Origin of the sequence: Ferrimonas balearica (assembly GCF_019802055.1) — a bacterium.
Taxonomy (GTDB): Bacteria; Pseudomonadota; Gammaproteobacteria; order Enterobacterales; family Shewanellaceae; genus Ferrimonas; species Ferrimonas balearica_A.
This window is the reverse complement of sequence record NZ_JAHVHW010000011.1, coordinates 19,292-43,685: the sequence shown is the minus strand read 5'-3', so window position 1 is coordinate 43,685 and position 24,394 is coordinate 19,292. Positions and strand designations below refer to the sequence as shown.

The 24,394-nt window shown below is 60.0% G+C and carries 25 protein-coding genes and 1 other RNA gene; 8 read left to right on the top strand and 18 right to left on the bottom strand.

All coding sequences use genetic code 11. The annotated features are described in order from the left end of the window. The 10 genes from murG to mraZ are packed head-to-tail and all read right to left on the bottom strand — an operon-like array spanning position 1 to position 10,992. Positions 1-1,086 (bottom strand): undecaprenyldiphospho-muramoylpentapeptide beta-N-acetylglucosaminyltransferase, encoded by a 1,086-nt coding sequence (gene murG / locus KUV52_RS16095; protein ID WP_222526965.1) that lies wholly within the window; start codon positions 1,084-1,086, stop codon positions 1-3. Beyond that, positions 1,079-2,299, bottom strand: coding sequence for a cell division protein FtsW (gene ftsW, locus KUV52_RS16090; protein WP_222526964.1), 1,221 nt, complete (start codon positions 2,297-2,299; stop codon positions 1,079-1,081). The genes murG and ftsW overlap by 8 nt, the downstream gene beginning before the upstream one ends. Next, positions 2,296-3,597, bottom strand: a complete 1,302-nt coding sequence (murD, locus tag KUV52_RS16085; RefSeq protein ID WP_222526963.1) for a UDP-N-acetylmuramoyl-L-alanine--D-glutamate ligase — start codon at positions 3,595-3,597, stop codon at positions 2,296-2,298. Before murD ends, ftsW begins: the two co-directional genes overlap by 4 nt. Next, entirely contained in the window at positions 3,597-4,676 is a 1,080-nt protein-coding gene (gene mraY, locus KUV52_RS16080) for a phospho-N-acetylmuramoyl-pentapeptide-transferase (protein WP_222526962.1), read from the bottom strand. The genes murD and mraY overlap by 1 nt, the downstream gene beginning before the upstream one ends. Next, positions 4,677-6,044: a UDP-N-acetylmuramoyl-tripeptide--D-alanyl-D-alanine ligase gene (gene murF / locus KUV52_RS16075; protein ID WP_222526961.1), complete on the bottom strand. Its 1,368-nt coding sequence runs from the start codon at positions 6,042-6,044 to the stop codon at positions 4,677-4,679. Next, on the bottom strand, positions 6,041-7,504 hold the full coding sequence (murE, locus tag KUV52_RS16070) for a UDP-N-acetylmuramoyl-L-alanyl-D-glutamate--2,6-diaminopimelate ligase (RefSeq protein WP_222526960.1): 1,464 nt from the start codon (positions 7,502-7,504) through the stop codon (positions 6,041-6,043). The genes murF and murE overlap by 4 nt, the downstream gene beginning before the upstream one ends. Next, positions 7,488-9,275 (bottom strand): peptidoglycan D,D-transpeptidase FtsI family protein, encoded by a 1,788-nt coding sequence (locus KUV52_RS16065; protein WP_222526959.1) that lies wholly within the window; start codon positions 9,273-9,275, stop codon positions 7,488-7,490. Before KUV52_RS16065 ends, murE begins: the two co-directional genes overlap by 17 nt. Continuing rightward, complete coding sequence (ftsL, locus tag KUV52_RS16060) at positions 9,272-9,577, bottom strand: cell division protein FtsL (protein ID WP_222526958.1); 306 nt, start codon at positions 9,575-9,577, stop codon at positions 9,272-9,274. The genes KUV52_RS16065 and ftsL overlap by 4 nt, the downstream gene beginning before the upstream one ends. A gap of 9 nt (positions 9,578-9,586) precedes the next feature. Beyond that, on the bottom strand, positions 9,587-10,534 hold the full coding sequence (rsmH, locus tag KUV52_RS16055) for a 16S rRNA (cytosine(1402)-N(4))-methyltransferase RsmH (RefSeq protein ID WP_222526957.1): 948 nt from the start codon (positions 10,532-10,534) through the stop codon (positions 9,587-9,589). Beyond that, positions 10,534-10,992 carry a division/cell wall cluster transcriptional repressor MraZ gene (gene mraZ / locus KUV52_RS16050; protein WP_222526956.1) on the bottom strand — a complete coding sequence of 153 codons (459 nt, stop codon included), beginning with the start codon at positions 10,990-10,992 and terminating at the stop codon, positions 10,534-10,536. The genes rsmH and mraZ overlap by 1 nt, the downstream gene beginning before the upstream one ends. 384 nt (positions 10,993-11,376) lie before the next feature. Between mraZ and KUV52_RS16045 the strand changes: the two genes are divergently transcribed. Beyond that, positions 11,377-12,363 (top strand): hypothetical protein, encoded by a 987-nt coding sequence (locus KUV52_RS16045; protein ID WP_222526955.1) that lies wholly within the window; start codon positions 11,377-11,379, stop codon positions 12,361-12,363. A 119-nt stretch (positions 12,364-12,482) separates the two neighbouring features. Here KUV52_RS16045 and rnpB read toward each other — a convergent pair. After that, positions 12,483-12,866: RNase P RNA component class A (rnpB, locus tag KUV52_RS16040), an RNA gene on the bottom strand. Positions 12,867-12,898: 32 nt separating this feature from the next. Then, positions 12,899-13,738, bottom strand: a complete 840-nt coding sequence (rsmI, locus tag KUV52_RS16035) for a 16S rRNA (cytidine(1402)-2'-O)-methyltransferase (protein ID WP_222526954.1) — start codon at positions 13,736-13,738, stop codon at positions 12,899-12,901. A gap of 93 nt (positions 13,739-13,831) precedes the next feature. Here rsmI and KUV52_RS16030 point away from each other — a divergent pair, with 93 nt between their 5' ends. Genes KUV52_RS16030 through dolP form a run of 4 tightly spaced genes read left to right on the top strand, consistent with a single transcriptional unit; the run spans position 13,832 to position 17,172 of the window. Continuing rightward, positions 13,832-15,658 (top strand): penicillin-binding protein activator, encoded by a 1,827-nt coding sequence (locus KUV52_RS16030; RefSeq protein ID WP_222526953.1) that lies wholly within the window; start codon positions 13,832-13,834, stop codon positions 15,656-15,658. Beyond that, positions 15,658-15,990 carry a YraN family protein gene (locus KUV52_RS16025; protein ID WP_222526952.1) on the top strand — a complete coding sequence of 111 codons (333 nt, stop codon included), beginning with the start codon at positions 15,658-15,660 and terminating at the stop codon, positions 15,988-15,990. The genes KUV52_RS16030 and KUV52_RS16025 overlap by 1 nt, the downstream gene beginning before the upstream one ends. Positions 15,991-16,005: 15 nt before the next feature. After that, positions 16,006-16,593 carry a phosphoheptose isomerase gene (locus KUV52_RS16020; RefSeq protein WP_222526951.1) on the top strand — a complete coding sequence of 196 codons (588 nt, stop codon included), beginning with the start codon at positions 16,006-16,008 and terminating at the stop codon, positions 16,591-16,593. Positions 16,594-16,596: 3 nt separating this feature from the next. Further along, positions 16,597-17,172 carry a division/outer membrane stress-associated lipid-binding lipoprotein gene (gene dolP, locus KUV52_RS16015; protein ID WP_222526950.1) on the top strand — a complete coding sequence of 192 codons (576 nt, stop codon included), beginning with the start codon at positions 16,597-16,599 and terminating at the stop codon, positions 17,170-17,172. A gap of 60 nt (positions 17,173-17,232) precedes the next feature. Here the strand turns inward: dolP and trpS are convergent, their stop codons facing one another. The 3 genes from trpS to rpe are packed head-to-tail and all read right to left on the bottom strand — an operon-like array spanning position 17,233 to position 19,612. After that, entirely contained in the window at positions 17,233-18,240 is a 1,008-nt protein-coding gene (trpS, locus tag KUV52_RS16010) for a tryptophan--tRNA ligase (protein ID WP_222526949.1), read from the bottom strand. Positions 18,241-18,254: 14 nt separating this feature from the next. After that, positions 18,255-18,938 (bottom strand): phosphoglycolate phosphatase, encoded by a 684-nt coding sequence (locus KUV52_RS16005; RefSeq protein ID WP_222526948.1) that lies wholly within the window; start codon positions 18,936-18,938, stop codon positions 18,255-18,257. Then, positions 18,938-19,612 (bottom strand): ribulose-phosphate 3-epimerase, encoded by a 675-nt coding sequence (gene rpe / locus KUV52_RS16000; protein WP_222526947.1) that lies wholly within the window; start codon positions 19,610-19,612, stop codon positions 18,938-18,940. Before rpe ends, KUV52_RS16005 begins: the two co-directional genes overlap by 1 nt. A gap of 187 nt (positions 19,613-19,799) precedes the next feature. Here rpe and KUV52_RS15995 point away from each other — a divergent pair, with 187 nt between their 5' ends. The 3 genes from KUV52_RS15995 (at position 19,800) to KUV52_RS15985 (ending at position 20,955) form a co-directional block, all read left to right on the top strand. Then, the gene (locus KUV52_RS15995) at positions 19,800-20,447 is read left to right on the top strand and encodes a TorF family putative porin (RefSeq protein ID WP_222526946.1); all 648 of its coding nucleotides are present in this window, start codon (positions 19,800-19,802) and stop codon (positions 20,445-20,447) included. Between the two features lie 65 nt (positions 20,448-20,512). Next, positions 20,513-20,776, top strand: coding sequence for a hypothetical protein (locus KUV52_RS15990; protein WP_222526945.1), 264 nt, complete (start codon positions 20,513-20,515; stop codon positions 20,774-20,776). Continuing rightward, entirely contained in the window at positions 20,776-20,955 is a 180-nt protein-coding gene (locus tag KUV52_RS15985) for a DUF2970 domain-containing protein (protein ID WP_222526944.1), read from the top strand. Before KUV52_RS15990 ends, KUV52_RS15985 begins: the two co-directional genes overlap by 1 nt. On the opposite strand, the gene KUV52_RS15980 is transcribed toward KUV52_RS15985, so the two are convergent. The 3 genes from KUV52_RS15980 to aroB are packed head-to-tail and all read right to left on the bottom strand — an operon-like array spanning position 20,941 to position 24,381. Then, the gene (locus KUV52_RS15980) at positions 20,941-21,756 is read right to left on the bottom strand and encodes a Dam family site-specific DNA-(adenine-N6)-methyltransferase (protein WP_222526943.1); all 816 of its coding nucleotides are present in this window, start codon (positions 21,754-21,756) and stop codon (positions 20,941-20,943) included. The genes KUV52_RS15985 and KUV52_RS15980 overlap by 15 nt on opposite strands. A 34-nt stretch (positions 21,757-21,790) precedes the next feature. After that, entirely contained in the window at positions 21,791-23,305 is a 1,515-nt protein-coding gene (locus KUV52_RS15975; protein ID WP_222526942.1) for an SPOR domain-containing protein, read from the bottom strand. Further along, on the bottom strand, positions 23,302-24,381 hold the full coding sequence (gene aroB, locus KUV52_RS15970; RefSeq protein ID WP_222526941.1) for a 3-dehydroquinate synthase: 1,080 nt from the start codon (positions 24,379-24,381) through the stop codon (positions 23,302-23,304). The genes KUV52_RS15975 and aroB overlap by 4 nt, the downstream gene beginning before the upstream one ends. Positions 24,382-24,394: the final 13 nt, after the last annotated feature.

The window sequence follows — 24,394 nt, the reverse complement described above, 5'->3', positions numbered from 1 at the left end:
TCAATCTCTCCGTGCCAATGATTGACAGATACCGGCCACCTTATCGGTGGCATCCAGGATGGCGCTGCTTCGCGCCTGCTGCGCCATCTTCACCAGTTGCTCCGGCTGGCGCACCAGGGTCAGGATCTCCTCCGCCAGTTGCTCCGGCGTCAGGCTGGACTGGGGCAGCAGTCGCGCCGCCCCCGCACCGACCAAGGCTTCCGCGTTCTTGGTCTGATGGTCATCCACCGCGTGGGGGAACGGCACCAGCAGGGAGGGCCGCCCGGTGGCCGCCAGTTCGGCAACGGTCAGGGCGCCGGCGCGGCAGATCACCAAGTCCGCCCAGGCGTAGGCAGCCGCCATATCATCAATAAACTCCGCCACCTGCGCGCCAACACCCGGCGCTATCTCGCCCCAGCGCTGGCTTACCGAAGCCTCATTGCCCCGACCAACCTGATGCCAGACAGTGACTGCCGCCTCATTGGCCAGCAGGCCAACCGCCGCAGGCACCTGCTCATTCAACACCTGAGCCCCGAGGCTGCCGCCGACCACCAGCACTTTCAGCTGTTCACCCGGCTCAACCGGATGCGCTTCGCCAATGGCCACCAGCTCATCACGTACCGGGTTGCCGACCCGCTCTTCACCGGGCAACACATTGTTGAACGCCACCAGCACCTTGCTGGCAAAGCGCGCCAGAATCGAGTTGGTGGCACCGGCCACGGCATTTTGCTCATGCAGCACCAGCGGAGTGCGACGCAGCCAGGCAGCAATGCCTCCCGGACCAGCGGCATAACCGCCCATGCCCAGTACTACATCCGGCTGGAACTCAGCCTGGATCTGACGCGCCTGAGCAATCGCCTTCAGGATCTGAAACGGGGCCTTGAGCTTGCGCATCAAGCCATTGCCCCGAACCCCTTTAATGTCGATAAAGCGGATGGCAAAACCATGCTGAGGCACCAGTCGTGCTTCCATCCGCTCGGCAGTACCGAGCCAGAGCACTTCCCAGCCCTGTTCACGCAGACGTCGGGCAACCGCCAGCGCCGGAAATACGTGTCCTCCGGTGCCGCCAGCCATCACCATCAAGCGGGGTGCTTTCGCCTCACTCATCGCTTGCCTCCGTCGCTTTGGCGGGCTGGGTTTGCGCCACCCGCCGCTCGTGATCGATCCGCAATAACATGGCCGAAGCCGCGGTCATCACCCATAAACTACTTCCACCGTATGACACCAGCGGCAATGTCAGGCCCTTGGTCGGCAGCACGCCCACACTGGCCCCGACGTTCACCGCCGTTTGGAAACTGAACCAGATACCGATGCCGTAAGCCAGGTAACCGGAGAACGCTTGCTCCTGCTTCAGAGCCAGGTGGCCAATCCACAGCGCACGAAACGCCAGGGCCAACAGCAATCCCAGTACGGCCACAACACCGATAAAGCCGAGCTCTTCACCCAGCACTGCAAAAATAAAGTCCGTATGGGCCTCAGGCAGGTACTCCAGTTTCTGGATACTGTTGCCAAGACCCTGCCCCAGCCAGTCCCCCCGGCCATAAGCCATCAGCGACTGAGTCAGCTGATAGCCACTGCCAAAAGGATCTTCCCAGGGATCCATAAAGTTCATCACCCGCGCCATGCGGTAGGGCTCGACCACGATAAGCAGAACCACGAGCCCCACGCCTACCAGAGCCAGGGTGACAAATTTGCCCAAACTGGCACCCGCCAGAAAGAGCATGCCCATGACGGTGACGAACATCACCACCACGGTGCCGAGATCCGGCTGCAGCAGGATCAATCCGGCGTACACCGCCAGCACCGCTACCGGCTTCACAAAGCCTTTGATCTCCTCTCGGAGTTCCTGATGTCGTCGCACCAGATAACCCGCCAGGAACACGAAGAGTGCCAGTTTGGCCACCTCCGCCACCTGCAGGTTAAAGGGCCCCAACGGCAGCCAGCGGGTGGCGCCATTGACCGTTCTTCCCCCGATCAACACCACCACCAGCAACACCAGTGCCGCCAGCATCAGTGCCCAGCTGAATTGCTCCCAGCGGGACATGGGCACTTGCAGCACCGCCACCCCGATCATCATCGCCGTGCCAAGAAACAGCAGCTGGCGTTTGACGAAGTGGTAGGGATCGCCGGTGAGTTTGGCCCCCTCCGCCATGGAGGCAGAGGTCACCATCAGCAGGCCGGTTACCGCCAGGGTCAGGATCAGCACCAGCAGAATACGGTCATACAGCTGCATGCCCGGCGCTTTGGCGGGGAACACCCCGGCACGAAACGCCGACCAGCGATCGCTGAACAGACTCAGTTGAGCGGCCGGGGCCTTCACTTCAGCCTCCGAGCGGCGTCAGCAAAACGCTGACCGCGCTGCTCAAAGCTGGCGTACATGTCCAGGCTCGAACACGCCGGTGACAACAGTACGATGTCGCCCTCACGGGCTTTCGCTGCGGCGATCTCCACAGCGGCTTCAATGCCATCCACCTGAATGGCATCCGCGCGCATCGCGGCGATGGCCGGGCCATCCTGCCCCAGGGTGATCAAGCCAGCCAGGCCGGTAATCGCCGGTGCCAGCGGGGAGAGGTCCTGCCCTTTGGCATCACCGCCAGCGATCAGCCACACCCGCGCAATCTCCAGCCCCTCAAGCGCCGCCTGAGTGGCGCCCAGATTCGTGGCCTTGGAGTCGTTGACGTAGCGGACACCCTGGATTTGGGTGATCAGCTCACAGCGATGGGGCAATCCGCGGTAGCTGTCCAACGCAGCCAGCATCGGTGCCATCGCCAAACCAGCTGCATGGCCCAGTGCCAGCGCGGCGAGAATGTTCTGTTCGTTATGCGCCCCGACCAGAGAGAGCGCGTCACGCCGTTTCAGACGTTCGCCCCCCAGCATCAACCAGTCGCCTTCAATGCCAAACTGGCCGTCGGCGGGCGCATCGGGGCCAAAGCTCACCACATGAGCGGATTCGGGCGCCTGTGTATTGGCGTCTGCCCGGTTGACCACGCAGGTGTCGCACTGAGGGTAGAGCGCCAGTTTGGCGTCCCGGTACGCCTCATAGCTGTCATAGCGGTCCAGATGATCGGGGCTGACATTGAGCACGGTGCCCGCCACCGCATTCAGGGAGCGGGTGGTTTCCAACTGAAAGCTGGAAAGTTCCAGCACGTAAAGGCCATGGCCCCGATTCAGCAGGTCCAGAGCCGGAGTACCGATGTTGCCGCCCACTCCGACGCTGGCCCCGCACTCACGAGCCAAATGGCCCAGCAGGGTCGTGACCGTGGATTTCCCGTTGGATCCGGTAATACCGATAACCGGCGCATCCGCCGCCCGGGCGAACAGTTCGATGTCACCCACCACCTCGACACCAGCGGCAATCGCCTGCGCCAGTGCCGGGGTACGAAGGTCCAGCCCCGGGCTGACCACCAGCCGTTTCGCCTGAGACAGCGTTTCGCCGTCAAAGGGGCCGGTGCGCAGCGCCACATCCGGATAACCTTGCGCCAGGGTATCGGCGCCGGGCGGTGTCGCCCGGGTGTCCCACACGGCAAGGGTCTGCCCCTGACCAGCCAGGTGGCGAACCACACTGAGGCCGGTCACGCCGAGGCCGAGGATCCAGGTGTGGGGGACAGGGCCAGTCATCAGCGTACCTTCAGGGTCGCCAGACCCAGCAGCACCAGGCAGAGGGAGATGATCCAGAAGCGTACGATCACCCGCGGCTCCGGCCAGCCCTTCAGCTCATAGTGGTGGTGGATGGGCGCCATGCGGAAGATCCGCTTACGGCGCAGCTTGAAGGAGCCCACCTGAAGAATCACAGACAGGGTTTCGACAACAAACAGGCCACCCATGATCACCAGCAGGATCTCCTGACGGGTCAGTACCGCCAGCGCCCCCAGGGCTGCGCCCAGGGCCAGGGAACCCACATCGCCCATAAAGACCTGGGCCGGATAGGTGTTGAACCAGAGGAAACCCAGACCGGCGCCTACCATGGCGGTACAAACCACCACCAATTCACCGGCCCCCGGCAGATAAGGAATATGGAGATACTGAGCGAAGTTGACGTTACCGCTGAGGTAGGCCACCAGAGCAAACGCGGCCGCCACCATCACGGTCGGTACGATCGCCAGGCCGTCCAGACCATCGGTCAGGTTGACCGCATTGGAGCTGCCCACAATGGTGAAGTAAGCCAGCGCAATGTAGAGCAGACCCAGCTGAGGCATCACATCTTTCAGGAAGGGCACCACCAGCACCTGCTGATCCGGCGCCGTGCACATATAGAGCGCGATTCCCGTTGTCAGCGCGGCGGCGGATTGCCAGAAGTACTTCCAGCGGGCGATCAACCCCTTGGGATCCTTACGGATCACCTTGCGGTAATCGTCGATAAACCCGATAAGACCAAACGCACCGATCACAAACAGCATGGTCAGTACATAGTGGTTGCCCAGATCACCCCACAGCAGGGTGGAGACAAAGATGCCCGCCAGGATCATCAGGCCACCCATGGTCGGTGTGCCCCGCTTACTGAAGTGGGACTCCGGACCATCGTCCCGAACCACTTGTCCAATCTGCAGGCGCTGCAGATAGCTGATCATGCGCGGACCGGCCCATAGGCAGAAAGCCAGTGCGGTCAGCAGGCCAACAATGGCCCGGAACGTCAGATAGGAAAAGACGTTAAAAGCGGTGTAATACTGTGTCAGGTATTCCGCCAGATAAACCAGCATCTATTCGTTTTCCCCAAATTCGTCACGCAGTGCCCTGGCCACATTTTCCATGCGGGCGCTGCGAGAACCTTTAATCAATACCGTGACAGGCCCAGAGAGGGTCGCCAGCTCAGCTTTCAGGTCAGGGAGCAGTTCCGCTTGGTCCCCAAAGTGACGCGCAGCATCATGCTCTTGCGCGGCAAAGCGGCTTAATGTACCCACTGTCAGCAAGCGGTCAATCCCTTTTTCTCTGGCATAGCGTCCAACGCGCCGGTGTTCTGTCTCAGCTTCCTCGCCCAACTCACCCATATCCGCAAAAACCAGCAGGGTAGAACCCTCTCTTTCTGCCATCAGATCGATGGCGGCCATGGTGGAGGCCGCATTGGCGTTATAGCTGTCATCGATCAGCGTGATCTCAGCCCGCAAGGCGTAAAACTGGGTGCGACCCGCCACCGTCGGCGCCAACGCCAGGCCACTGGCGATCTGCTCCAGGCTGACATCCGCAGCCGTGGCCAAGGCCGCTGCTGCCAGCGCATTGTCCACCTGATGGCGTCCAGGCAACGGCAAGCGCACCAGCACTTCGGCTTCGCCGCGATGCAGAAGGAAGTGGTAGCAGCCGTTGTGATCACGCGACAGCGCCGATGCCCATACGTCGGCACTGTTCTGGCTGGAGTAGGTCAGCCGGTTTTGGTCACCCAGTTGCTCCAGCAACCAGGGAGCCCACTCATCATCCAGGTTGACGATCGCCGTGTCGTTTTCCGTCAGATGTTCATAGATCTCGGATTTGGCACGGGCCACGCCCTCAATGCCACCGAACCCCTCCAGGTGCGCACCCCGGATGTTGTTGATCAGCGCTGCCTTGGGTTGCACCAGACTGGAGGTATAGCGAATCTCTCCAGCATGGTTGGCGCCCAGCTCCAAAATGGCAAAGCGATGTTGTGGCTCAAGTTCAAGCAGGGTCAGAGGGACACCAATGGTGTTATTGAGGTTTCCCCGGGTCGCCAGGGTCGGACCCAACTGACTGAAGATGGCGGCAGTCATCTCTTTAACCGAGGTTTTTCCCACCGAGCCGGTGATGGCCAGGCAGGTCGGAGCCAGAGTCTGTCGCAGCCAGGCCCCAAGTTGTCCCAGCGCCATCAGCGTGTCTTCCACCAGGATCTGAGGCAGGGGGCTCTCAACCGGTCGGCTCACCAGCAATGCAGCGGCGCCTGCTGCCTCCGCCTGAGCAACAAACTCATGGCCATCAAAACGCTCGCCCACCAGTGCCAGGAACAGATCCCCAGACGCCAGTGCCCGGGTGTCGGTCCCGATCCGCTCGACCGTAATGTCAGCCCCATTCAGGGTGCCGCCTACCGCTTCAGTGAGGGTACTCAGGGATACCGGGATCATAAGCCCTGCTCCACCAGTTGTTGCGCCAGAGCGCGTTCGTTGTAGTCCAGCCGTTCGCCACCAATGATCTGGTAATCCTCATGGCCCTTACCCGCCAGCAGAATCATGTCTCCCGGCTGAGCTTCCGCAAAAGCCCGGCTAACCGCGCTGGCGCGATCTTCTATCACTTCAGCCTGACCGTTCAGGCCCGCTTCCATCTGCGCCACGATATGCGCGAACTGCTCGCTGCGCGGGTTATCCGCCGTGATGATCAGATGGTCGGCCCCCTGCTCCGCAGCTTGCGCCATCAGAGGGCGTTTACCACTGTCCCGCTCACCACCACAACCAAATACGCACCAGAGTGCGCCCTGGCAGTGGGGACGCAGGGCAGCGAGAGCCTGACTCAGGGCATCCGGTGTGTGGGCATAATCCACCACCAGAGTCGGGACGTCGCCTCCACCAAAACACTCCATCCGTCCGGCAGCGCTGTGCAGCTTAGGCACCACGGCCAGCAGATCGTCCAATGCGTAACCAAGACTCAGCAATGCTCCCAGAGCGGCCAAAAGGTTAGCGAGATTGAATGCGCCGAGCAGGGGGCTTTCCAATGTGCCGTGGCCCAGGTTGGAGATCACTCGGGCACGAACCCCATGATCGTGATACTCGACCCCCTCTACCGTCAGGAAGTCCCCATCACAACGCGCGCCTTCGGCGCTGTAACCCAGGGTTTGGAGTTGGCCAGTCAGCTCCCGATGCCAGCGCATCCCAATTTCATCATCCAGGTTCAATACGCCATGGGTGAGTTCGGGCAGGGTGAACAGCTGACGCTTCGCTGCCGCGTATGCCGCCATATCGCCGTGGTAATCCAGGTGATCCCGGCTGAGGTTGGTGTATACGCCCACCTTCACCGGCAACGCGGCAACCCGGGCCTGACTCAGGCCGTGACTGGAGATCTCCAGCGCAACGGTGTCAGCACCCTCTTTGGCCTGGCGATCCAACTCGCGGGCCACGGTAATCGCGTCAGAGGTGGTGTTGACGGAGGGAGTCAGATCGCCCCATAGGCCGTTCCCAACCGTGCCCATCACGCCAGCCTGACGTCCCAGGGCACTGAGCAGCTGAGCGCAAAGTTGGGTTACGGTGGTCTTGCCGTTGGTGCCGGTAACACCAATCAGTGTGGGCCGAATCGCGGCAGGGTAAGCGCGCAACGCCATCTCGGAGAGGCGCTTTGACAGGTCCTGAAGACCCACCACGATGGCGCCATGGCGATCCGCCAGTCGGCCATCCTGTTCCGCTTCCGCCACCACAGCCACCGCCCCCTGGGCGATCGCTGCATCAATGTAATCGCGGCCGTCCACCAAGTGGCCGGCCACAGCAATAAAACAGTCTCCCGGGCGCACGCGTCGGCTATCCAGTGCCAACTGTTGAAACTCAATCCCGGTGTTCAGCGCCATCCAGGGAGCCAGCAGATCATCGAGTGACGACATTATCGCTCCCCCATACTGATGCCAGGGTGCCCACCTTGGGGCCCCGATGGCTTGGTTCCACATTCAAAAGTTGCAGGGCGCCGGCCATCACCTCGGAGAAAACCGGAGCCGCGACGGTGCCACCGTAATAGGCGTCACCCTGAGGTTCATTGATCACCACCGCCATCGCCAGGCGGGGGTTGTCCGCCGGGGCCAGACCCGCAAACAGCGCCACGTAATCTTCACCGTACCCGCCCGCAACCGCTTTACGGCTGGTGCCGGTTTTCCCGGCCACCTTGTAACCGTCAATGGCCGCACGGGTCGCGGTGCCGCCTGGCTCAGTCACATGAGTCAACATACCGACCATCTGCCGCGCCACCTCGGGCGACAGCACCTGCTCGCCCTGGGGCACCTGCCCCTCACGCAGTTTCAGAATGGAGGCGGGGCGCGCCACGCCGCCGGCCCCCAGAATAGCGTACATCCGGGCCAGTTGAAGTGGGGTGGAGGTCAGGCCATAACCAAAGGCCAGGGTGGCCCGCTCATGTTCAGACCAGCGGCGGCGCTTGGGCACATTGCCGGTGGTTTCACCATCCAGATTGATGCCACTGTAGGTGCCCAGGCCAAACTCGGCGTAGAAGGCGAGCACCTCGTCCACATCCATCTGCAGAGCCATCTTGGCCATACCGATGTTGGAGGATTTCACCAGCAACGTGCTGACATCCTGTTTACCCAGATTGCGACCATCCCGTACCAGGCCACCGCTGACCCGCATCCACCCCGGGCTGGTATCCATCACGGTATCCGGCGTTACCAGCCCCTTTTCCATGGCGGCAGCCACGATCAGCGGCTTGACCACGGAGCCGGGCTCGTAGGCGTCAGTAATGGCGCGGTTGCGCATCTGGTACGCCTGAATGCCGCTACGCTGATTCGGGTTGAAACTGGGGGTGTTCGCCATCGCCAGGATCTCACCGGTCGGAATGTCGATGATCACCAGGGAACCGGACGTGGCCATATGGTACTGAGTGGCTTTTTTCAGTGCGCGGTAGGCCAGGCTCTGAAGGCGCATATCGAGGCTCAGCACCAGATCGTTGGGGTGCTCGCCCTCGGCAACGACCGAGAGGTTCTCTACCACCTCACCGCCCAGGCCTTTACGAACCCGCACCGTTTCCGGAGAGCCGGTCAACCAGTCGTCGTAGTTACGCTCCAGCCCCTCGATCCCCTTATCGTCGATGTTGGTCAGGCCGATCAACTGACCGGTGACCTCTCCGGCCGGGTAGTAACGACGGGATTCCGGCTTGAGGCCGACGCCAGGGATACGCAGTTTGGCGATGTATTCCGCCACGGCCGGCGTCACCTGACGACGCAGGTAGAGGAAGCGACGCTTGGGGTCCTGCTGAACCCGCTCCAACAGCTCCGCTTCCGGCAGATCCAGGACGTCCGCCAGCGCACGCCAGCGCCGCGGATCATCAAAACCATTGCCCTCAAACACACGCTTCGGATCGGCCCATACCGCCTGAACCGGTACACTGACCGCTAGCATCTCGCCGTTTCGGTCGGTGATCATGCCCCGCTGCACATCGCGGGTTTCCAGTCGCAAGGTGCGAAGATCGCTCTCATGGCGCAGCCGGTCAGGCGCAATCACCTGAATGTAGGCTGCCCGGGCCACGATCCCGGTGAAGACCAGCGCGATCGCCAGCGTCACCAGCCGCAAGCGCCACAAAAACGGGGTTGGCTTCAGCTTCTGCTTGGCCTGTTTAGACTTGGTCGGTTTATTGATCTTGCGTCGGTTCATGGCAGCCTCACCACACGCTCTTGTGACGGCTTGGGCCGATGCATATTCAGATCCTTGGTCGCCATCCGTGCTACCCGGCTGTGTTCCGCCAGCGTCTGCTCCTCAAGCAGGAGGTGGCGCCACTGCACATCAAGCTGGTCACGCTGCTGCAGCAGGTCGTTCCAATGGGCGGTGAGATTACGGGACTCCTGCGCGGCCCAGACCACGGAAAGCGCCGAACCCAGCACGCACAAAGCCAGTGCCACCAACCACTTGTGGTGCCACAGGTCTTTGCCAATGATGCGCGCCAGATTGGTGGTCATCGCACTCCCTTACAGTTTCTCGCCCACACGCAGCACGGAGCTGCGGGCACGGGTGTTGTCCTGCACTTCTTCATCGGACGGCTTCATCGCCTTACCGACGGTTTTCAGGCGACGGCTTTTCTTCAGCTGATCTTCGGTCAGTGGCAATCCATGAGGCACCGGATCGCCCTGAGATTCACGACGCATAAAGCGTTTGACCAGTCGGTCTTCCAGAGAGTGGAAGCTGATTACCGACAGACGACCGCCGGGCTTCAGCACTTTCAGCGCGCCGGAGAGCGCTTGCTCGATCTCTTCCAGTTCGCTGTTGATGTAGATGCGGATCGCCTGGAAGCTACGGGTTGCGGGGTGCTTGCCCTGCTCCCGCTTGTGCTTGGGCGTCATCTTCTCAATCAGGCCAGCCAGGTGACTGGTTCGCTCCATCGGCTCACCCGCTGCGATGTGCTCAACAATCTTGCGGGCGATGGGGCGAGAGAACTTTTCTTCACCAAAGGTTTTGAGCACCCAGGCGATGTCATCCGCTTCGGCACGGGCCAGCCACTCGGCAGCGGTTTCGCCACGACTGTTGTCCATCCGCATATCGAGCGGACCATCTCGAAGAAAGCTGAAACCACGCTCGGCGTCATCCAACTGGGGAGAGGAGACACCCAGATCCAGCAGTACTCCGTCGATCTGACCGCTCAAGCCCAGGGCTTCGATGTACCCAGCAATCCCGGAGAAGGGGCCGTGGACAATCTGAAAGCGGGGATCCTCTGCGGACAATTGCTCTGCCACCGCAACCGCCTGGGGATCGCGGTCGATCCCGATCAACCGGCCATTGGGGCCCAGTTGGGAAAGAATGTGACGAGAATGACCGCCACGGCCAAAGGTTCCGTCGACGTAGATCCCGTCCGGCTTAAGTTGGAGCCCGTTGACTGCTTCATCAAGCAGCACGGTAATGTGTCGGAATGACTCAGACATCAGAGTGATAAATCCTGTAGCCGGGGGTTGGAAAGAATGTCGGCCGCACTCACCTGCTGGTGGGCCGCCTGGATCTGGGCCTGCCAGTTGGCTTCGGACCAGACCTCGAATTTGTTCAGTTGCCCCACCAGCATCACCGACTTATCCAGTTCGGCATACTGGCGCAGTGGTGCCGACAGAAGCAGTCGACCGGCTTTATCCAGCTCACCTTCGCTGGCATAGCCGAGTAGCAAGCGTTTGATCGCTCGCTCAGCAGGCTGGGTATCAGACAGGGACATCAGCTTTTGCTCCACGCGCTCCCATTCAGGCAGAGGATAGAGCAGTAGGCAGGGGGAATGGATATCAACTGTGCAGATCAGTTGACCACCACTGCAGGCACGCAGGGGTTCGCGATACCGTGTTGGTACCGTTAACCGACCCTTAGTGTCCATCGTGATGGCGTTGGCGCCGCGGAACATAGCCGCCCTTCCCTGTCGTTACGATCCAGTAAGATCCACAAATAACCACTTTTTCCCACAACTCACCAAGTTTATGGAGAGGGTGTCAAGCTTGTCAAGGTAAGGGCCGCGCCGCTAAAGCCCGTCAACTCGCGCTTTTAACAGGGTTTCTGATGTCGCGCATAAGTCGGGTTCAGAGCAAGCTTCTAAAAAACCAGAAGAAGATCGCCTTCCCCATTTTCGATCCCGTTTGAAACGACGAATACGTCACAAAATACACACAGAATTTTTGTGGCTATTTTAACATCCACGTGGAGGAATCTGCTGCTGCCATCTAGACTCAGATCGGCGGCTTTTTCGCCACCTAAATCACTGGATACACTGACATCCTCTAAGGAGTGTTGTATGAGGTACTCCAAACTTTCCCGCGCTCTGTTTTTGGCGGGTGCTACCGCGTTACTTTCCCCCCTGACTGCCTGGTCCGCTGATCACCTGATGGCGGATTTCTCCGATGGTGTTGAGGGTAATCTGGGCACATCCACCGTGACTGATGCTGACTCTGGCATCACCGCCATGGGCATGTACTTTAACGAGACTTCCGGCCAGTGGGAGATGGCTGACCTGTATCGTCGTGATGAAACCGGCGATGAAGGGTTAGGCGTTTGTAACCCTCTCGAAGGCGCCACCTGTGACACAGGTGGTGGTGACGTCAACGAACTCTCCAATCAATTGGCGCCGGAGTTCATCTACCTGAGCCGTCCTGACGGATACAGTTGGGTCGCCGTCTACCTGTCCTCTCTGGATGGAAATGGCGGGGGGATCCCGGAAACCGGACAGATCTGGTCTGATACTGATGGCGATCCCAATAATGGAGGGTTGACTCTGCTCGCCGACTTTACCGGTAATGACGGCAACGTAGAACAGATGCTGGACATCGTGGCGCTGGGCGCCGCTGACGCCCCCTATCTGGTGTTGCGTCCCTATGACTATACCGGCGGAGAAGACGTCAACAATGACTTCCTCATCAAGGCCGCTGAAATCATGAAGGTTCCCGGTGGGCAGGGTTGTACCCCGGGTTACTGGAAGCAACCCCATCACTTTGATTCCTGGGTAATGTACGCTCCCGAAGACACCTTCTACTCCGCCTTCGGCTCCGACATTTTCGGCATGGATAAGACCCTGCTTGAAGTGCTGCAGACCGGCGGTGGTAAAGAGTACGCCATGGGCCGTCATGCCGTGGCCGCACTGCTTAACAGCCTGAACCCGGACGTCAGCTATAAGTACAGCAGCAGCGATGTTGTGGCTGCGGTACAAGGGGCGACCAGTGGCAGCTACAACGATGTGAAGAATGGCTTTGCCTATCAGAACGAGATGGGCTGTCCGCTTAACTAAGCATGCTGATTAGCTGAAAGTAACAAGCCCGCACCACCTGAGGGTGGTGCGGGCTTTTTGTTCCACCTCATATAAAAAAAACCGCAGTGCCGGTAAGCACTGCGGTTTTCTCACTAATAGGTTGGAGCTGGCCGATAAGCCGGGTTCTGTCTTGGACAATCATTCCTCTAGGCCTGGGATCGCTCCCAGGCTCAAGCAACCTACCCGCCCCCAACGCGGGCCACGCCAATGGGGGCCTATTTGGTCTTGCTCCGGGTGGAGTTTACCGTGCCACGAACTGTTACCAGTCGCGCGGTGCGCTCTTACCGCACCCTTTCACCCTTACCTGTGCCCCGAAGGGCCATCGGCGGTCTACTCTCTGCTGCACTGGTCGTAGGCTTACGCCCCCCAGGTGTTACCTGGCACCCTGCCCTATGGAGCCCGGACTTTCCTCCCCCTCGCCCGTCTGCCGCAGCCCGAAAGCTTTGGCACAACGACAAGGCAGCGATTGCCTGGCCAACTCCAGGCGGCGGATTATAGCGGCAGGTGTCCCGGACTACCAGCCCAGATCCAGCCCGGCCTTGTAAAGGGCGTTCTTCTTCACACCGTGGATCTGTGCAGCGAGGGCGGCAGCCTTCTTCAGCGGCAACTCCTGACACAGCAACTCAGTGGTTCGCAGCGCCTCGGCAGGCAGGGCGTCTTCCGGCGCCCGGTAGGGGCCAATCATCAGCACCATCTCGCCACGAGTGCGGTTTTCATCTTCAGACAACCACTCTCGAAGCTCCGCCACCGGACCACCATGGATGGTTTCAAAACTCTTGGTCAGTTCACGAGCCAGCACCACCTGTCGCTCCGGCCCCATCACCTCAATCACCTCAGCCAGGGTGTCCATCACCCGCCGGGGGGATTCATAGAAGATCAGGGTGCGCGGCTCTTCCTGCAGGGCGGTCAGCGTATCGATGCGCGCCTTACTTTTTGCAGGCAGAAAGCCTTCAAAAGCAAAGCGGTCGGAGGGCAAGCCAGCGGCACACAGCGCGGTGGTGGCTGCGCAGGCGCCGGGCAGCGGCACAACCGCATAGCCCGCTTCGCGAACCTGTGTGACCAGGTGATAGCCGGGATCAGAGATAAGCGGCGTGCCAGCGTCCGACACCAGAGCGATGCTTTGCCCCTGGCTCAAGCGGTGGATGATGCTTTGCGCCCGCTGGCGCTCATTGTGATCATGCACCGACATGGTGGCCGTACCGATACCGAAATGGCTCAGCAGTTTGCCGGTATGGCGGGTATCTTCACAGGCGATCAGATCCACGTCCTGAAGCACTTGCAGGGCCCGATGGGTGATATCGGCCAGGTTACCGATGGGGGTCGGCACGATATAGAGGGTGGCGGAACTGGACATGGGCACCTCAGGGTGGGCAGTAAGCGCGGATTGGTTTACTGCAAACAGGGGGTTAAACTAGTGGCTGCAATTCTATCAGAGTGGATCCCCGTGGTGAAAAGCGTTTCCCAATCCCGGCCCGTGCGCCGGAGGCATCTCGCCCTGGCCCTGGCGTTCGCGGTCCTCGCTGGCTGTGCCAGTGGCCCCCAGACTCCAGCCGCCCCCACAGAGACCCTGTCCCTGGGGCAAGTCAGCCAAACCCCGAGCGCCTATCTGCAGTTGGCCAATAACAGCGAGGGGTCACTGCAGCAAAGCTATCTTCTGCTGGCAGCCCGCGCCTATCTGGTCCAGGGACAGCGAAGTGCCGCTCAGAACCTGTTGACGCCGCTCGCCCCACAACTGCCGGACTCCGGGCCGTTGCAGGCTGAGTACCGTTTGTTGCAGGCCCACATCCTGGCTGACCAGCAGCTGCGCAGCGAAGCGCTTGCGCTGCTGAGCTGGCCCGCAAACTGGAACCTGTCCGCCGCGCAGTGGCGTGACTTCTTTGAGCTTCGGGCCACGCTGCATCACGGCGAAGGCCAACATTTGAGTGAAGCTGCGGCATTGTATGGGCTGGGTCCCTACCTGAATGCTCAGGAGCAGGCCGCCAATGCCGACGCGCTGTGGACCGCCCTGTCCCGTACCGATGAGGATACTCTCAAGACTCAGCAGGCCCAAGCACAAGACCCGGTATGGCGCGGCTGGCTGGAGCTGGCATGGCTGACTCAGCACTTTGCGGTTCAACCCTCCTCTCTGCTGGGCGAACTGGCCCGTTGGCAGCAGGCCAATCCCAGCCATCCGGCAGCACAACGCCTGCCGATGGATCTGGAGCGGGCACTCAGTGTTCAACCCTACCGGCCGCACCAGGTCGCCGTGCTGCTTCCCCTGAGTGGGCGTGTCGCCAGTCAGGCCCGGGCCATCCAGGATGGTCTTCTGGCCAACCTGCTCGCCAATGAGGAGCAGCGGGAGGTGCGTTTTTACGATACCGGCGAAATGGATGCGGTTGAGGCGTACCAGCAAGCGCTCACCGACGGCGCCGAGTTCATTATCGGTCCATTGCTGAAGCCCAACCTGGATAAGGTACTGGCTCAGTATGATGGCCAGGTGCCCCTGCTGGCCCTCAACGCCAAAGAGCCGGACTCGGTAAGCAGTGCCGACCTCTACTTCTTCTCACTGGATCCGGAAACCGAGGCTGCTCAGGCTGCCCAGCGCATCTGGCTGGAAGGCCACAAGCATCCTCTGGTGCTGGCATCCGGCAACGCCATTGGCAAGCGGATGGCGGAGCGATTTGTCGAGCAGTGGGCCGAGTTGAGCGACGACCCGGTGGAGATCCACTACTTCGGAAACCAGGCCAGCATGCGGGGGACAGTACAGACCGCCATGCATGTGGATCAAAGCGAAGAGCGCATCAAGGCGATTAAGGCACTGTTTGGCGCCAACACCCAGGCCGACTTCCGCTCCCGCCGGGACGTGGATGCGCTGTACCTGGTGGCCAATGGCGACGAAGTGCGATTACTCAAACCCTTTGTGGATGTGAGTCTGGCGGTCTTTGCCGATCCTCTGGCACTCTATGCCAGCAGTCGCGCTCATATGGCGCTCAACAACCAACAGAGCCAGGAACTGGATGGCCTGGAGTTGAGCGACATGCCCTGGCTACTCGATTCCAACGAGGCCCGCTTGCAGGCAGAGTCACTCTGGCCCGAACGCCATCAGGCCCTGATGCGCTTGTATGCGATGGGTTACGACAGCTGGAGCCTGATTGACCGCCTGGCGCAGATGCGCGTCTTTTCCGGCTACCGGGTGAAAGGGTTGAGCGGCTTCCTGGCCGTCAGCCCGGACGGCGAACTGGAGCGGGAACTGAGCTGGGCAAAGTACCGCCGCGGCACGCTTCAGGCTGACTGATGCTGCATAAGGGCAAGGAAGCCGAGCGACAAGCCAGTCGCTACTTGCAGCAGCAGGGGCTCACTCACGTTGCTCAGAATGTTCAGTGTCGATTTGGCGAACTGGACCTCATCATGCGCCAGGGGGACACCCTGGTGTTTGTCGAAGTGAAATACCGCCGCGCCGGCGGCTTCGGTGGCGCCATTGCTGCGGTCACACCACAGAAGCAGCAGAAACTGCGGCTTACCGCCAACTGGTACCTGCAACAACAGGGCTTGAGTCAAAGCCCCTGTCGGTTCGACGTACTGGCCATTGACGGTGACACCATCAACTGGATTCAAAACGCTTTTTAACAAGGTCAGGAGACCATGCTGGAACGAATCAAAGAAAGTTTTACCGAGAGCATCCAAACCAAAATCGACGCGTTGGAGGCTCTGCCTGAGTCCATTGAGAAAGGGGCGATGGCGATGGTTCACTGCCTGTTGAGCGGCAACAAGATCCTGTGCTGTGGCAACGGCGGCAGCGCAGGCGATGCTCAGCACTTCTCCAGCGAACTGCTGAACCGATTTGAAACCGAGCGCCCCAGCCTTCCGGCGATCGCCCTGACCACGGACAGCTCCACCCTGACCTCCATCGCCAATGACTACAGCTTCAGCGAAGTGTTCTCCAAGCAGGTACACGCGCTGGGCCAACGCGGTGATATCCTGCTGGCGATCTCCACCAGCGGTAACTCCCAGAACGTCATCAAGGCGATGGAAGCGGCGGTGAACAGGGATATGACCATTGTGGCCCTGACCGGCAACGACGGTGGCGCCATGGCGGGCTTACTCAGCAACAGCGATGTGGAGATCCGGGTACCAAGCCACAGCACTCCCCGGATTCAAGAAGTTCATCTTCTGGTCCTGCACAGCCTCTGCGACGTGATTGACCGAACCCTGTTCCCCCAAGAGGACTGAGCCATGCGCCGGATTACCTTACGCCTGATCGCCCTCATTCTGGTGACCACCACCCTGAGTGGCTGTGCCGGGGTGATCATGGCGGGCGCCGTGGGTGGCGCCGTGATGGTGAATGATCGCCGATCCTTCAGCACCCAGGTCGATGATCACGGGCTGGATGTCGCGATCACCGATGCCCTCAATCAGGATGAAGGGCTCAAGAACCAGTCCCGCATCCGGGTGATCTCCATGAACCGCCGGGTACTGCTGGTGGGTCAGGTACCCAATCAGATGCTGAAAGACCGTGCCGTGCAGATCGCCCGAGCCAACCCGGATGTGTTGCAGATCCACGATCAGCTGCGGATCGGCAATCCGGTGGGGTTCACCACTCGCAGCAACGACACCTGGACCACCACCAAGGTGAAGTCCCGGATGTTTGGTGACAATGAGCTGGACGCTATGCGGATTAAGGTGATCACGGAGAACGGTGAGGTGTTCCTGCTGGGTCTGGTCAACAACAGCGAAGCGGACCTTGCGGTGGATGTGGCCCGGACTACGTCCGGCGTCCGCAAGGTAATCAAGGTGTTTGAATACCAGTAATGGGTTGTTGAGACACAAAAAAGCCGACCATCAGGTCGGCTTTTTTATTGGGCGATCCGCTTAACGCGGCATCTTCGGCAGGCCAACGGCGTCATACACCTTGGCCAGCGTGACGGCAGCGCGCTCGCGTGCCGCTTCCGCACCCGCCTTCATCACCTCGTCCAGGTAGGCCTGGTCGCCACGGATCTCGGCAAAGCGCTTCTGCATCGGCTCCAGCAGGGCAACCACGGACTCCGCTGTTGCCACCTTCAGATGGCCATACATCTTGCCCTCAAACTCAGCCTCAATCTCAGCAAACGATTTGCCGGAGGTGGCAGAGTAGATGCTCATCAGGTTGGAAACGCCCGCTTTGTTCTCCAGGTCGTAGCGCACCAGCGGCGGCTCATCGGAGTCGGTAACCGCTTTCTTGAACTTCTTGGTGATCGCTTTGGGATCTTCCAGCAGCCCAACGCGGTTGTTGGCGTTGTCGTCAGACTTGGACATCTTCTTGTTCGGATCCTGCAGACTCATCACCCGGGCACCCGCCTCAGGGATGTGCGGCTCCGGCACAGTGAAGACGTCCCCGTACAGGTTGTTGAAGCGGGTCGCGATGTCACGGGCCAGCTCCAGGTGCTGCTTCTGATCGTTACCCACCGGCACTTCATTGGCCTGATACAGCAGAATGTCTGCTGCCATCAGTACCGGATAGCTGAACAGACCGGCATTGATATTGGTGGCGTGACGCGCGGACTTGTCCTTGAACTGAGTCATCCGGTTCAACTCACCCATCTGGGTGTAGCAGTTCAGGATCCAACCCAACTGAGTGTGCTCCTGCACGTGGGACTGCACGAATACGGTGCTCTTTTTCGGATCCACGCCACAGGCCAAATACAGCGCCAGGGTGTCCATGCAGGCGTTGCGCAGCTTTTCGGGGTCCTGACGCACGGTGATGGCGTGCAGATCCACGATGCAGTAGAGAGCGTCATGAGTCTCCTGCAGCTTCACCCACTGACGCAGGGCGCCCATGTAGTTTCCAAGGGTGAGGCCACCGGAGGGCTGCGCGCCACTCAATACAACGGGTTTGGTCATACAGATTCAGTCTCTTATCGCGCCGGCAATAACGCCAGCAAGTGTTCAAAATGGTCCAGGGTCTGGGTCGGGTCCAACGCCGCGATGGGTTGCCCGTAGTTGTACCCGTAACTCAGGCCAATACTGGCACAGCCCGCTGCGCGAGCCGCTTCGATGTCATTACGGGAATCCCCCACCATCACCATCTGGTGCGCACCCAGGCCGAAGTGGTCCAATACATGCTCCAACGGCATCGGGTCTGGTTTACGACGAACCAGCGAGTCACCCCCAAGCATCAGCTCAAAGTGATCCGCCAGGCCACAGGTGGCCATCAACTCAGGCAGATAACGGGCCGGCTTATTGGTGATCAGCGCCAGACGGTAACCTCGTGCCTTCAGCTTGGCCAAGGTCTGCTCAACACCGGGATACAGAGGGCTGCCCTTATCCAGGTGCGCTCCGTAGTGGAAGTGGAACCGCTCAAGAGCATGGTCCAGCAGTTCCGGCTCCAGGGTGGGGTCCGGCTCAACATTACCGCTTAGTGCCCGACGCATCAACATCTCGGCACCATTGCCTATCCAACCGCGGGCTGCCTCCTCGCTGCAGGCGGGTCGACCGAGGTCGACCAGCGCAGCACCGGCGGCCTGAGCCAGGGCGGGCACGCTGTCGATCAGCGTCCCGTCCAGATCGAAGGCGATGGCACGAACAGCGGAAAACGGCATCAGGAACGCACCGTGGCCAGCTCTTGGCGCATCTTATCAATCTCGGCTTTGTAGTCCGGCTTACCAAAGATGGCAGAACCGGCCACAAACATGTCGGCGCCGGCCGCCGCAATCTCAGCAATATTGTCTGCCTTAACTCCACCGTCGATCTCCAGGCGGATATCACGGCCGCTGGCATCGATGCGCTCACGCACCTGACGGATCTTATCCAGAGTGCCCGGAATGAAGGACTGGCCACCGAAGCCCGGGTTAACGGACATCAGCAGAATCACATCCAGCTTGTCCATCACGTGGTCAAGGTGGTGCAAAGAGGTGGCCGGGTTCAACACCAGGCCAGCCTGGCAGCCTTCATCTTTAATCAGCTGCAGAGTGCGATCGACATGCTCAGAGGCTTCCGGGTGGAAGGTGATGATAGACGCACCCGCCTTGGCAAAGTCCGGAATGATGCGATCCACCGGCTTGACCATCAGATGCACATCGATGGGTGCTTCAATGCCGTAGTTTCGCAGTGCCTGGCACACCATCGGACCGATGGTCAGGTTCGGCACATAGTGATTGTCCATCACATCAAAGTGCACCACGTCCGCACCGGCGGTCAGCACATTAGCAACCTCTTCACCCAGTCGGGCAAAGTCAGCGGAGAGGATGGAGGGGGCGATCAGAAACTCTTTCATGGCCGGTTCTCTTGTAGGGGGCGATTTTTTTGCCGGCTATTTTAACGCCTACCCGGAAGCACCCCAAGGGCAAATTAATTTACCCTTGCATCTCTCTAGGTTTGCCAATAGGTTAGGAATTCCCCCCAGGTCCATTCCACTTTAAAATCGACGCTTTGGGCACTGCCCATAGACTAGGGAATGGATGATGAAAAAGTTAGCACTTTCCTCTTTGGCTATCGCCCTGATGGCCAGCAGTACTGCCGCCAACGCTGCCGCCGAGTTTGGTGGTGGTGAATTGAGCTTCAACGCCACCGTGGCCAGCAACTACTTGTGGCGTGGTGTTACCCTGACTGACGATGATTTCGCGATTCAGGGCGGCGTAGACTACGAGCATGAGACTGGCCTGTACGTTGGTACCTGGGCTTCCAACTACAAGTATCTGGACGAGAAGTGGGAAGACGATTACGAGATCGATCTGTACGGCGGTTACTACCTGGAAGTGAACGACAACGTCGGCCTCGACTTCGGGGTGATTCGTTACTACTACGGTGATGGCGGCCACTCTACTGAATGGTATGTTGGCGCCGACCTGTACGGCTTTAACGTCAAAGCCAACTACGACCAGCACTATGAGACCTGGTACTACGAGGGTAACTATGACCTCGAACTGCCTGCCGACTTGGTTCTCGGCCTGCACGCCGGTTACTACGATTTCGATGAAGACGGCAGCGCTTACGATTACGGCGCCATGCTGAGCTGGGCCCTGAACGACTACGTAGAGTTCTTCGGTGGCGCGGTTTACCAGGAGTTTGAGAAGGACAACTACGTCGCTGGCGTAAACTTCTACTTCTGATCCCAGCTGGTCAGCAATTGACCAGCTTGCTATACTCGCCTCTATTGCCTAGGCAGGAGGCGAGTATGGCTATACGGAGAGGCACAAAGCGGGGATTACTGGTGTTGACCGGCGTTCTGGCGTTGGCTGCGACCGGCGTTACCCTGCATCACAACAACTGCGATGGTGCCGAAACCGTGGCCCAATGCGCAGCCCAGTCCAGCCTGACCTGGCAAAAGTGGCTTGTAGGCCGCAGTGGCTCCAGCCAATTTCACTTTGTCGACCTGTTAGAACTTCTCTATGGCCACGATGAGCGGCCAACGTCCTCGCCCTCGGGCCCGCTGAATTGATGCGCGTGGTTTTGAGCATTCTGGCGGCGTTTTTCGGCGTTCAGAGTGAAGCCAACCGGCGGCGGGATTTCGCCGACGCCTCCCCAATACCCTACATCGTGTCTGGCATTGTCGGCGTCGTGCTGTTTGTGTTGACGCTGATATGGATCGTCAATCAGGTCCTGTCAGGGCCGGTATAGCGCCATCAGTTCATCCACCTTCTTGCGACCACGGCCATTCTGGCTGATGGAGCGCCCCACCTGAATGGTATCCAGTTTCGCCTTGTCGTAGAGCTTACGGGCCAGCGGCGTGTCGTGGTTACTGATCAACACCGTCAGATTTTTCTCCCGAGCGGCGTCTTCTGCCTGAGTGGCCAGCATCGCCTGATCATCCAGGCTGAAGCCTCCACTGGCGTAGCTGGTGAAGTTTGAGGTGGTTGAGAGTGGCAGGTACGGCGGATCGCAGTAGATCACATCGCCCTGCTGGCAGCGGGCAAAGGTCTGTGCGTATCCCTCGCAAAGGAAGGTCGCCTTCTGTGCTTTCTCGGCAAAGAAGTAGAGCTCTTTTTCCGGGAAGTAGGGCCGCTTGTATGAGCCGAAGGGCACATTAAACCCTCCAGACTTGTTGTAGCGGCACAGCCCGTTATAACCGAAGCGGTTCAGGTAGAGAAACAGCACCGCCCGATCAAAGCGCTCGTGGCTCTGGTTAAACTCCTGGCGCAGACCGTAGTAGGCGTCCTTGCTGTTGTTGCCCTGCACAAACAGCTTGGCGGCTTCACGGACGTAATGCTCCGGCTCCTGCTTGAGGGTGTTGTACAGGCCAATCAGGTCAGGATTGATGTCACTGAGCAGATAGCTGGAAAAGTCGGTATTGAGGAACACCGACCCCGCCCCGACAAAGGGCTCAACCAGACGATCGGCATGGGGCAGCCGAGTGGCAATCTCATCCACCAGCTTGAATTTGCCTCCAGCCCATTTGAGAAAGGCTCTCGATCTTGTCATCTACCGACCATCTTGTGTTGCAAAACCCCAGATTCTACCTTTGTTGGCCGAGGATCTCAGCCAGTTCCAGCTCCTCGGTCAGCTCTTTTTGTACTGTCTCGAGGGATTTGACGTAGGGCGACAGTCGCTTGACCGACATCACCAGAGCGTCCTTAGCTTCCTGCGCAGACTGCTTGTTGGCATAACCGCCCTGAACCAGCACAAACCAAGGCTGGGGCTCCCGCTCAATCCGGTAGACCCTGACCCCATCCTTCAGGCCATGGCTCTCCAGAAAAGGACCGATCAACTGCGGGTAGGAGAACACCGCCAACTGAAGCAGATAGCTGCCACCGGGACGCTCAGCGAGCGGACGGACCGACAGCGGCAGTTCCACCGCGGGTAGCGGGGCGATTTCCGGCTCGTCCTCAATCGGCTCGGGCTGATCCATTTGCGGCTCTGGTATTGGAGTCAGTGCATCGGACTCTCCAGCCTGCACTTCATCCAGCTCGCCTGTCGCAATCGCCTGAGACGCGGGTTCAAGCGGTGCTTCGTCCGCTTCTGCCGCAATCATTAACTCCGGCTCAGACAGAGCCCGCGCAGCCTCGCTTAACCGGTCCGAGGGGGTTTCCCGCTCAGACCAGGGCTTGGCCAGGCCGAGATCCTGCTCCAGCTCGATCGAAACTCCGGCTTCATTGGCAAACCCGGTCGCCTCGCTGTCCTCAGAAGTTTCAGCAAGGCGTGGCAGATCCACAGGCTCCGACGGTGCCTGAGTCGGCTCTTCGGTCGCCACCTCTACCGGTGCTGCCGGCCAGAGGCTCCATAGCAACGCCGCCAGCACTACCGCACCAACAAAGGCCAACGCCCAGCGCTGATTCGGCAGAGCCTCTTTCAGTGGCGGGCGGGATTTTGCAGCTTCCACCAGAGCAACAACCGCCTGAGCGCTGCCATCCTGATCCGCCAGTTGGCGATCCACCGCATTTTGATTGATGAACAGCTTGCCGGTGTAACGGCGGACCAGCTGGTCGTAGAGCTTTCGTCGCTCCCTCACCGACAAAGGTGGAACCTCCACCGGGATAAGGCGATGCTGGTAGGCCTCCGGCAACTGCTCCTGCAGTCGGTTGACCAACTGCTCTGGGGAAACCAGTACCAGAGTGAGTCTCAGCCCCAGCGCCTCCTGCTCCATCATCAGCGCAATCACTTCCGCCAGCAGGGTATCCGCCATTCGGTGCGCATCGTCCACGATCAGCATCAGCCGATTCGGCGACTCAGGCATCACCCGTTCCAGGGTGTCCAGCAGAGGCTCATGGGGATCAAACACTGCGCCGGGACGCCATTGACGAACAATGCGCTCGCGCAGTTGAGCGGGATCCATCCGGGGCTCGACACAGACGTATGCCTGATTGAAGGTTTCAGCACTCTCAAGCAGAGATTGGGCAAGCACCGTTTTGCCAACGCCTTCCGCACCGTGCAGGAGCAGAAGGTGGTCACCGTACTCAGTGAGGTAGCGAAAACGCTCCAGCAGGGCTCGCTGGCTCGGCAAGAGATGGGAAGTGGCAGGACCTGCGATCATGCGCCGTCGATAAGTTGTTGCAGTTGGGGTTCGGTGATGCCTGCCACCACTTCAGCGTGGCCAATGCCCTTAGGCAGGATAAAGCGGATCTGCCCCGCCAGGGTTTTCTTGTCCCGCTGCATATGAGGCAGGAAGTCGGCGCAGGCCATAGAGGGCGGTGGCGCCAGAGGCAGATCAAATGCCGCAAGCAGGCTGCTAACCCGGTCCACTTCCTGTTCCGTCATCCAGCCAAGGTGCGCAGAGAGCTGGCAGGCCAGCACGGTTCCGGCCGCGACCGCTTCGCCATGAAGCCAGCTGCCGTACCCCATCTCCGCCTCAATGGCGTGGCCGAAGGTGTGGCCAAGATTCAGCAAAGCGCGCACCCCCTGCTCCGTCTCATCCTGAGCCACCACTTCCGCCTTGATCTCGCAGCAGCGACGAATCGCATAGGTCAGCGCCGCCGAGTCCCGGGCCACGAGGGCGTCCTGGTTGTGCTCAAGCCATTGGAAGAAGACCGGATCCCAGATGATGCCGTACTTGATCACTTCCGCCATACCCGCAGCAAACTCTCGGTCCGGCAGAGTGTTTAGAGTCGTGGTATCCGCCAGCACCAGAGCGGGCTGATGGAAGGCGCCAATCATGTTCTTGCCCAGCGGATGGTTTACCGCCGTCTTGCCGCCGACGGAGGAGTCCACCTGTGCCAGTAGCGTCGTTGGGATCTGCACGAAAGGCACACCGCGCTGATAACAGGCCGCAGCAAAGCCAACCATATCGCCAATCACACCACCACCCAGCGCCACCATGGTGACATCCCGGCCGAGATTCAGCTCCAGAGCACGAGCAAAAATGCGCTCAAGCGTCGCCAGTGTCTTGTGTGACTCGCCGTCAGGCAGGATCAGATGGTCAAACGGGATATTCAGGCGCTGAAACACCGCCTCAACCGAAGCCAGATACAGAGGGGCAACCACATCGTTAGTAACGATAAGGACACGGCGCAACCTAAGTGACTCGAGCCAGGTCTCGGCTTGGGAGAACAGTTGCTCTCCGATGATGATGGGATAGCTACGCTGTCCCAACTCAACCTGGATCCGTTCCATGGCGCCCCCGAAG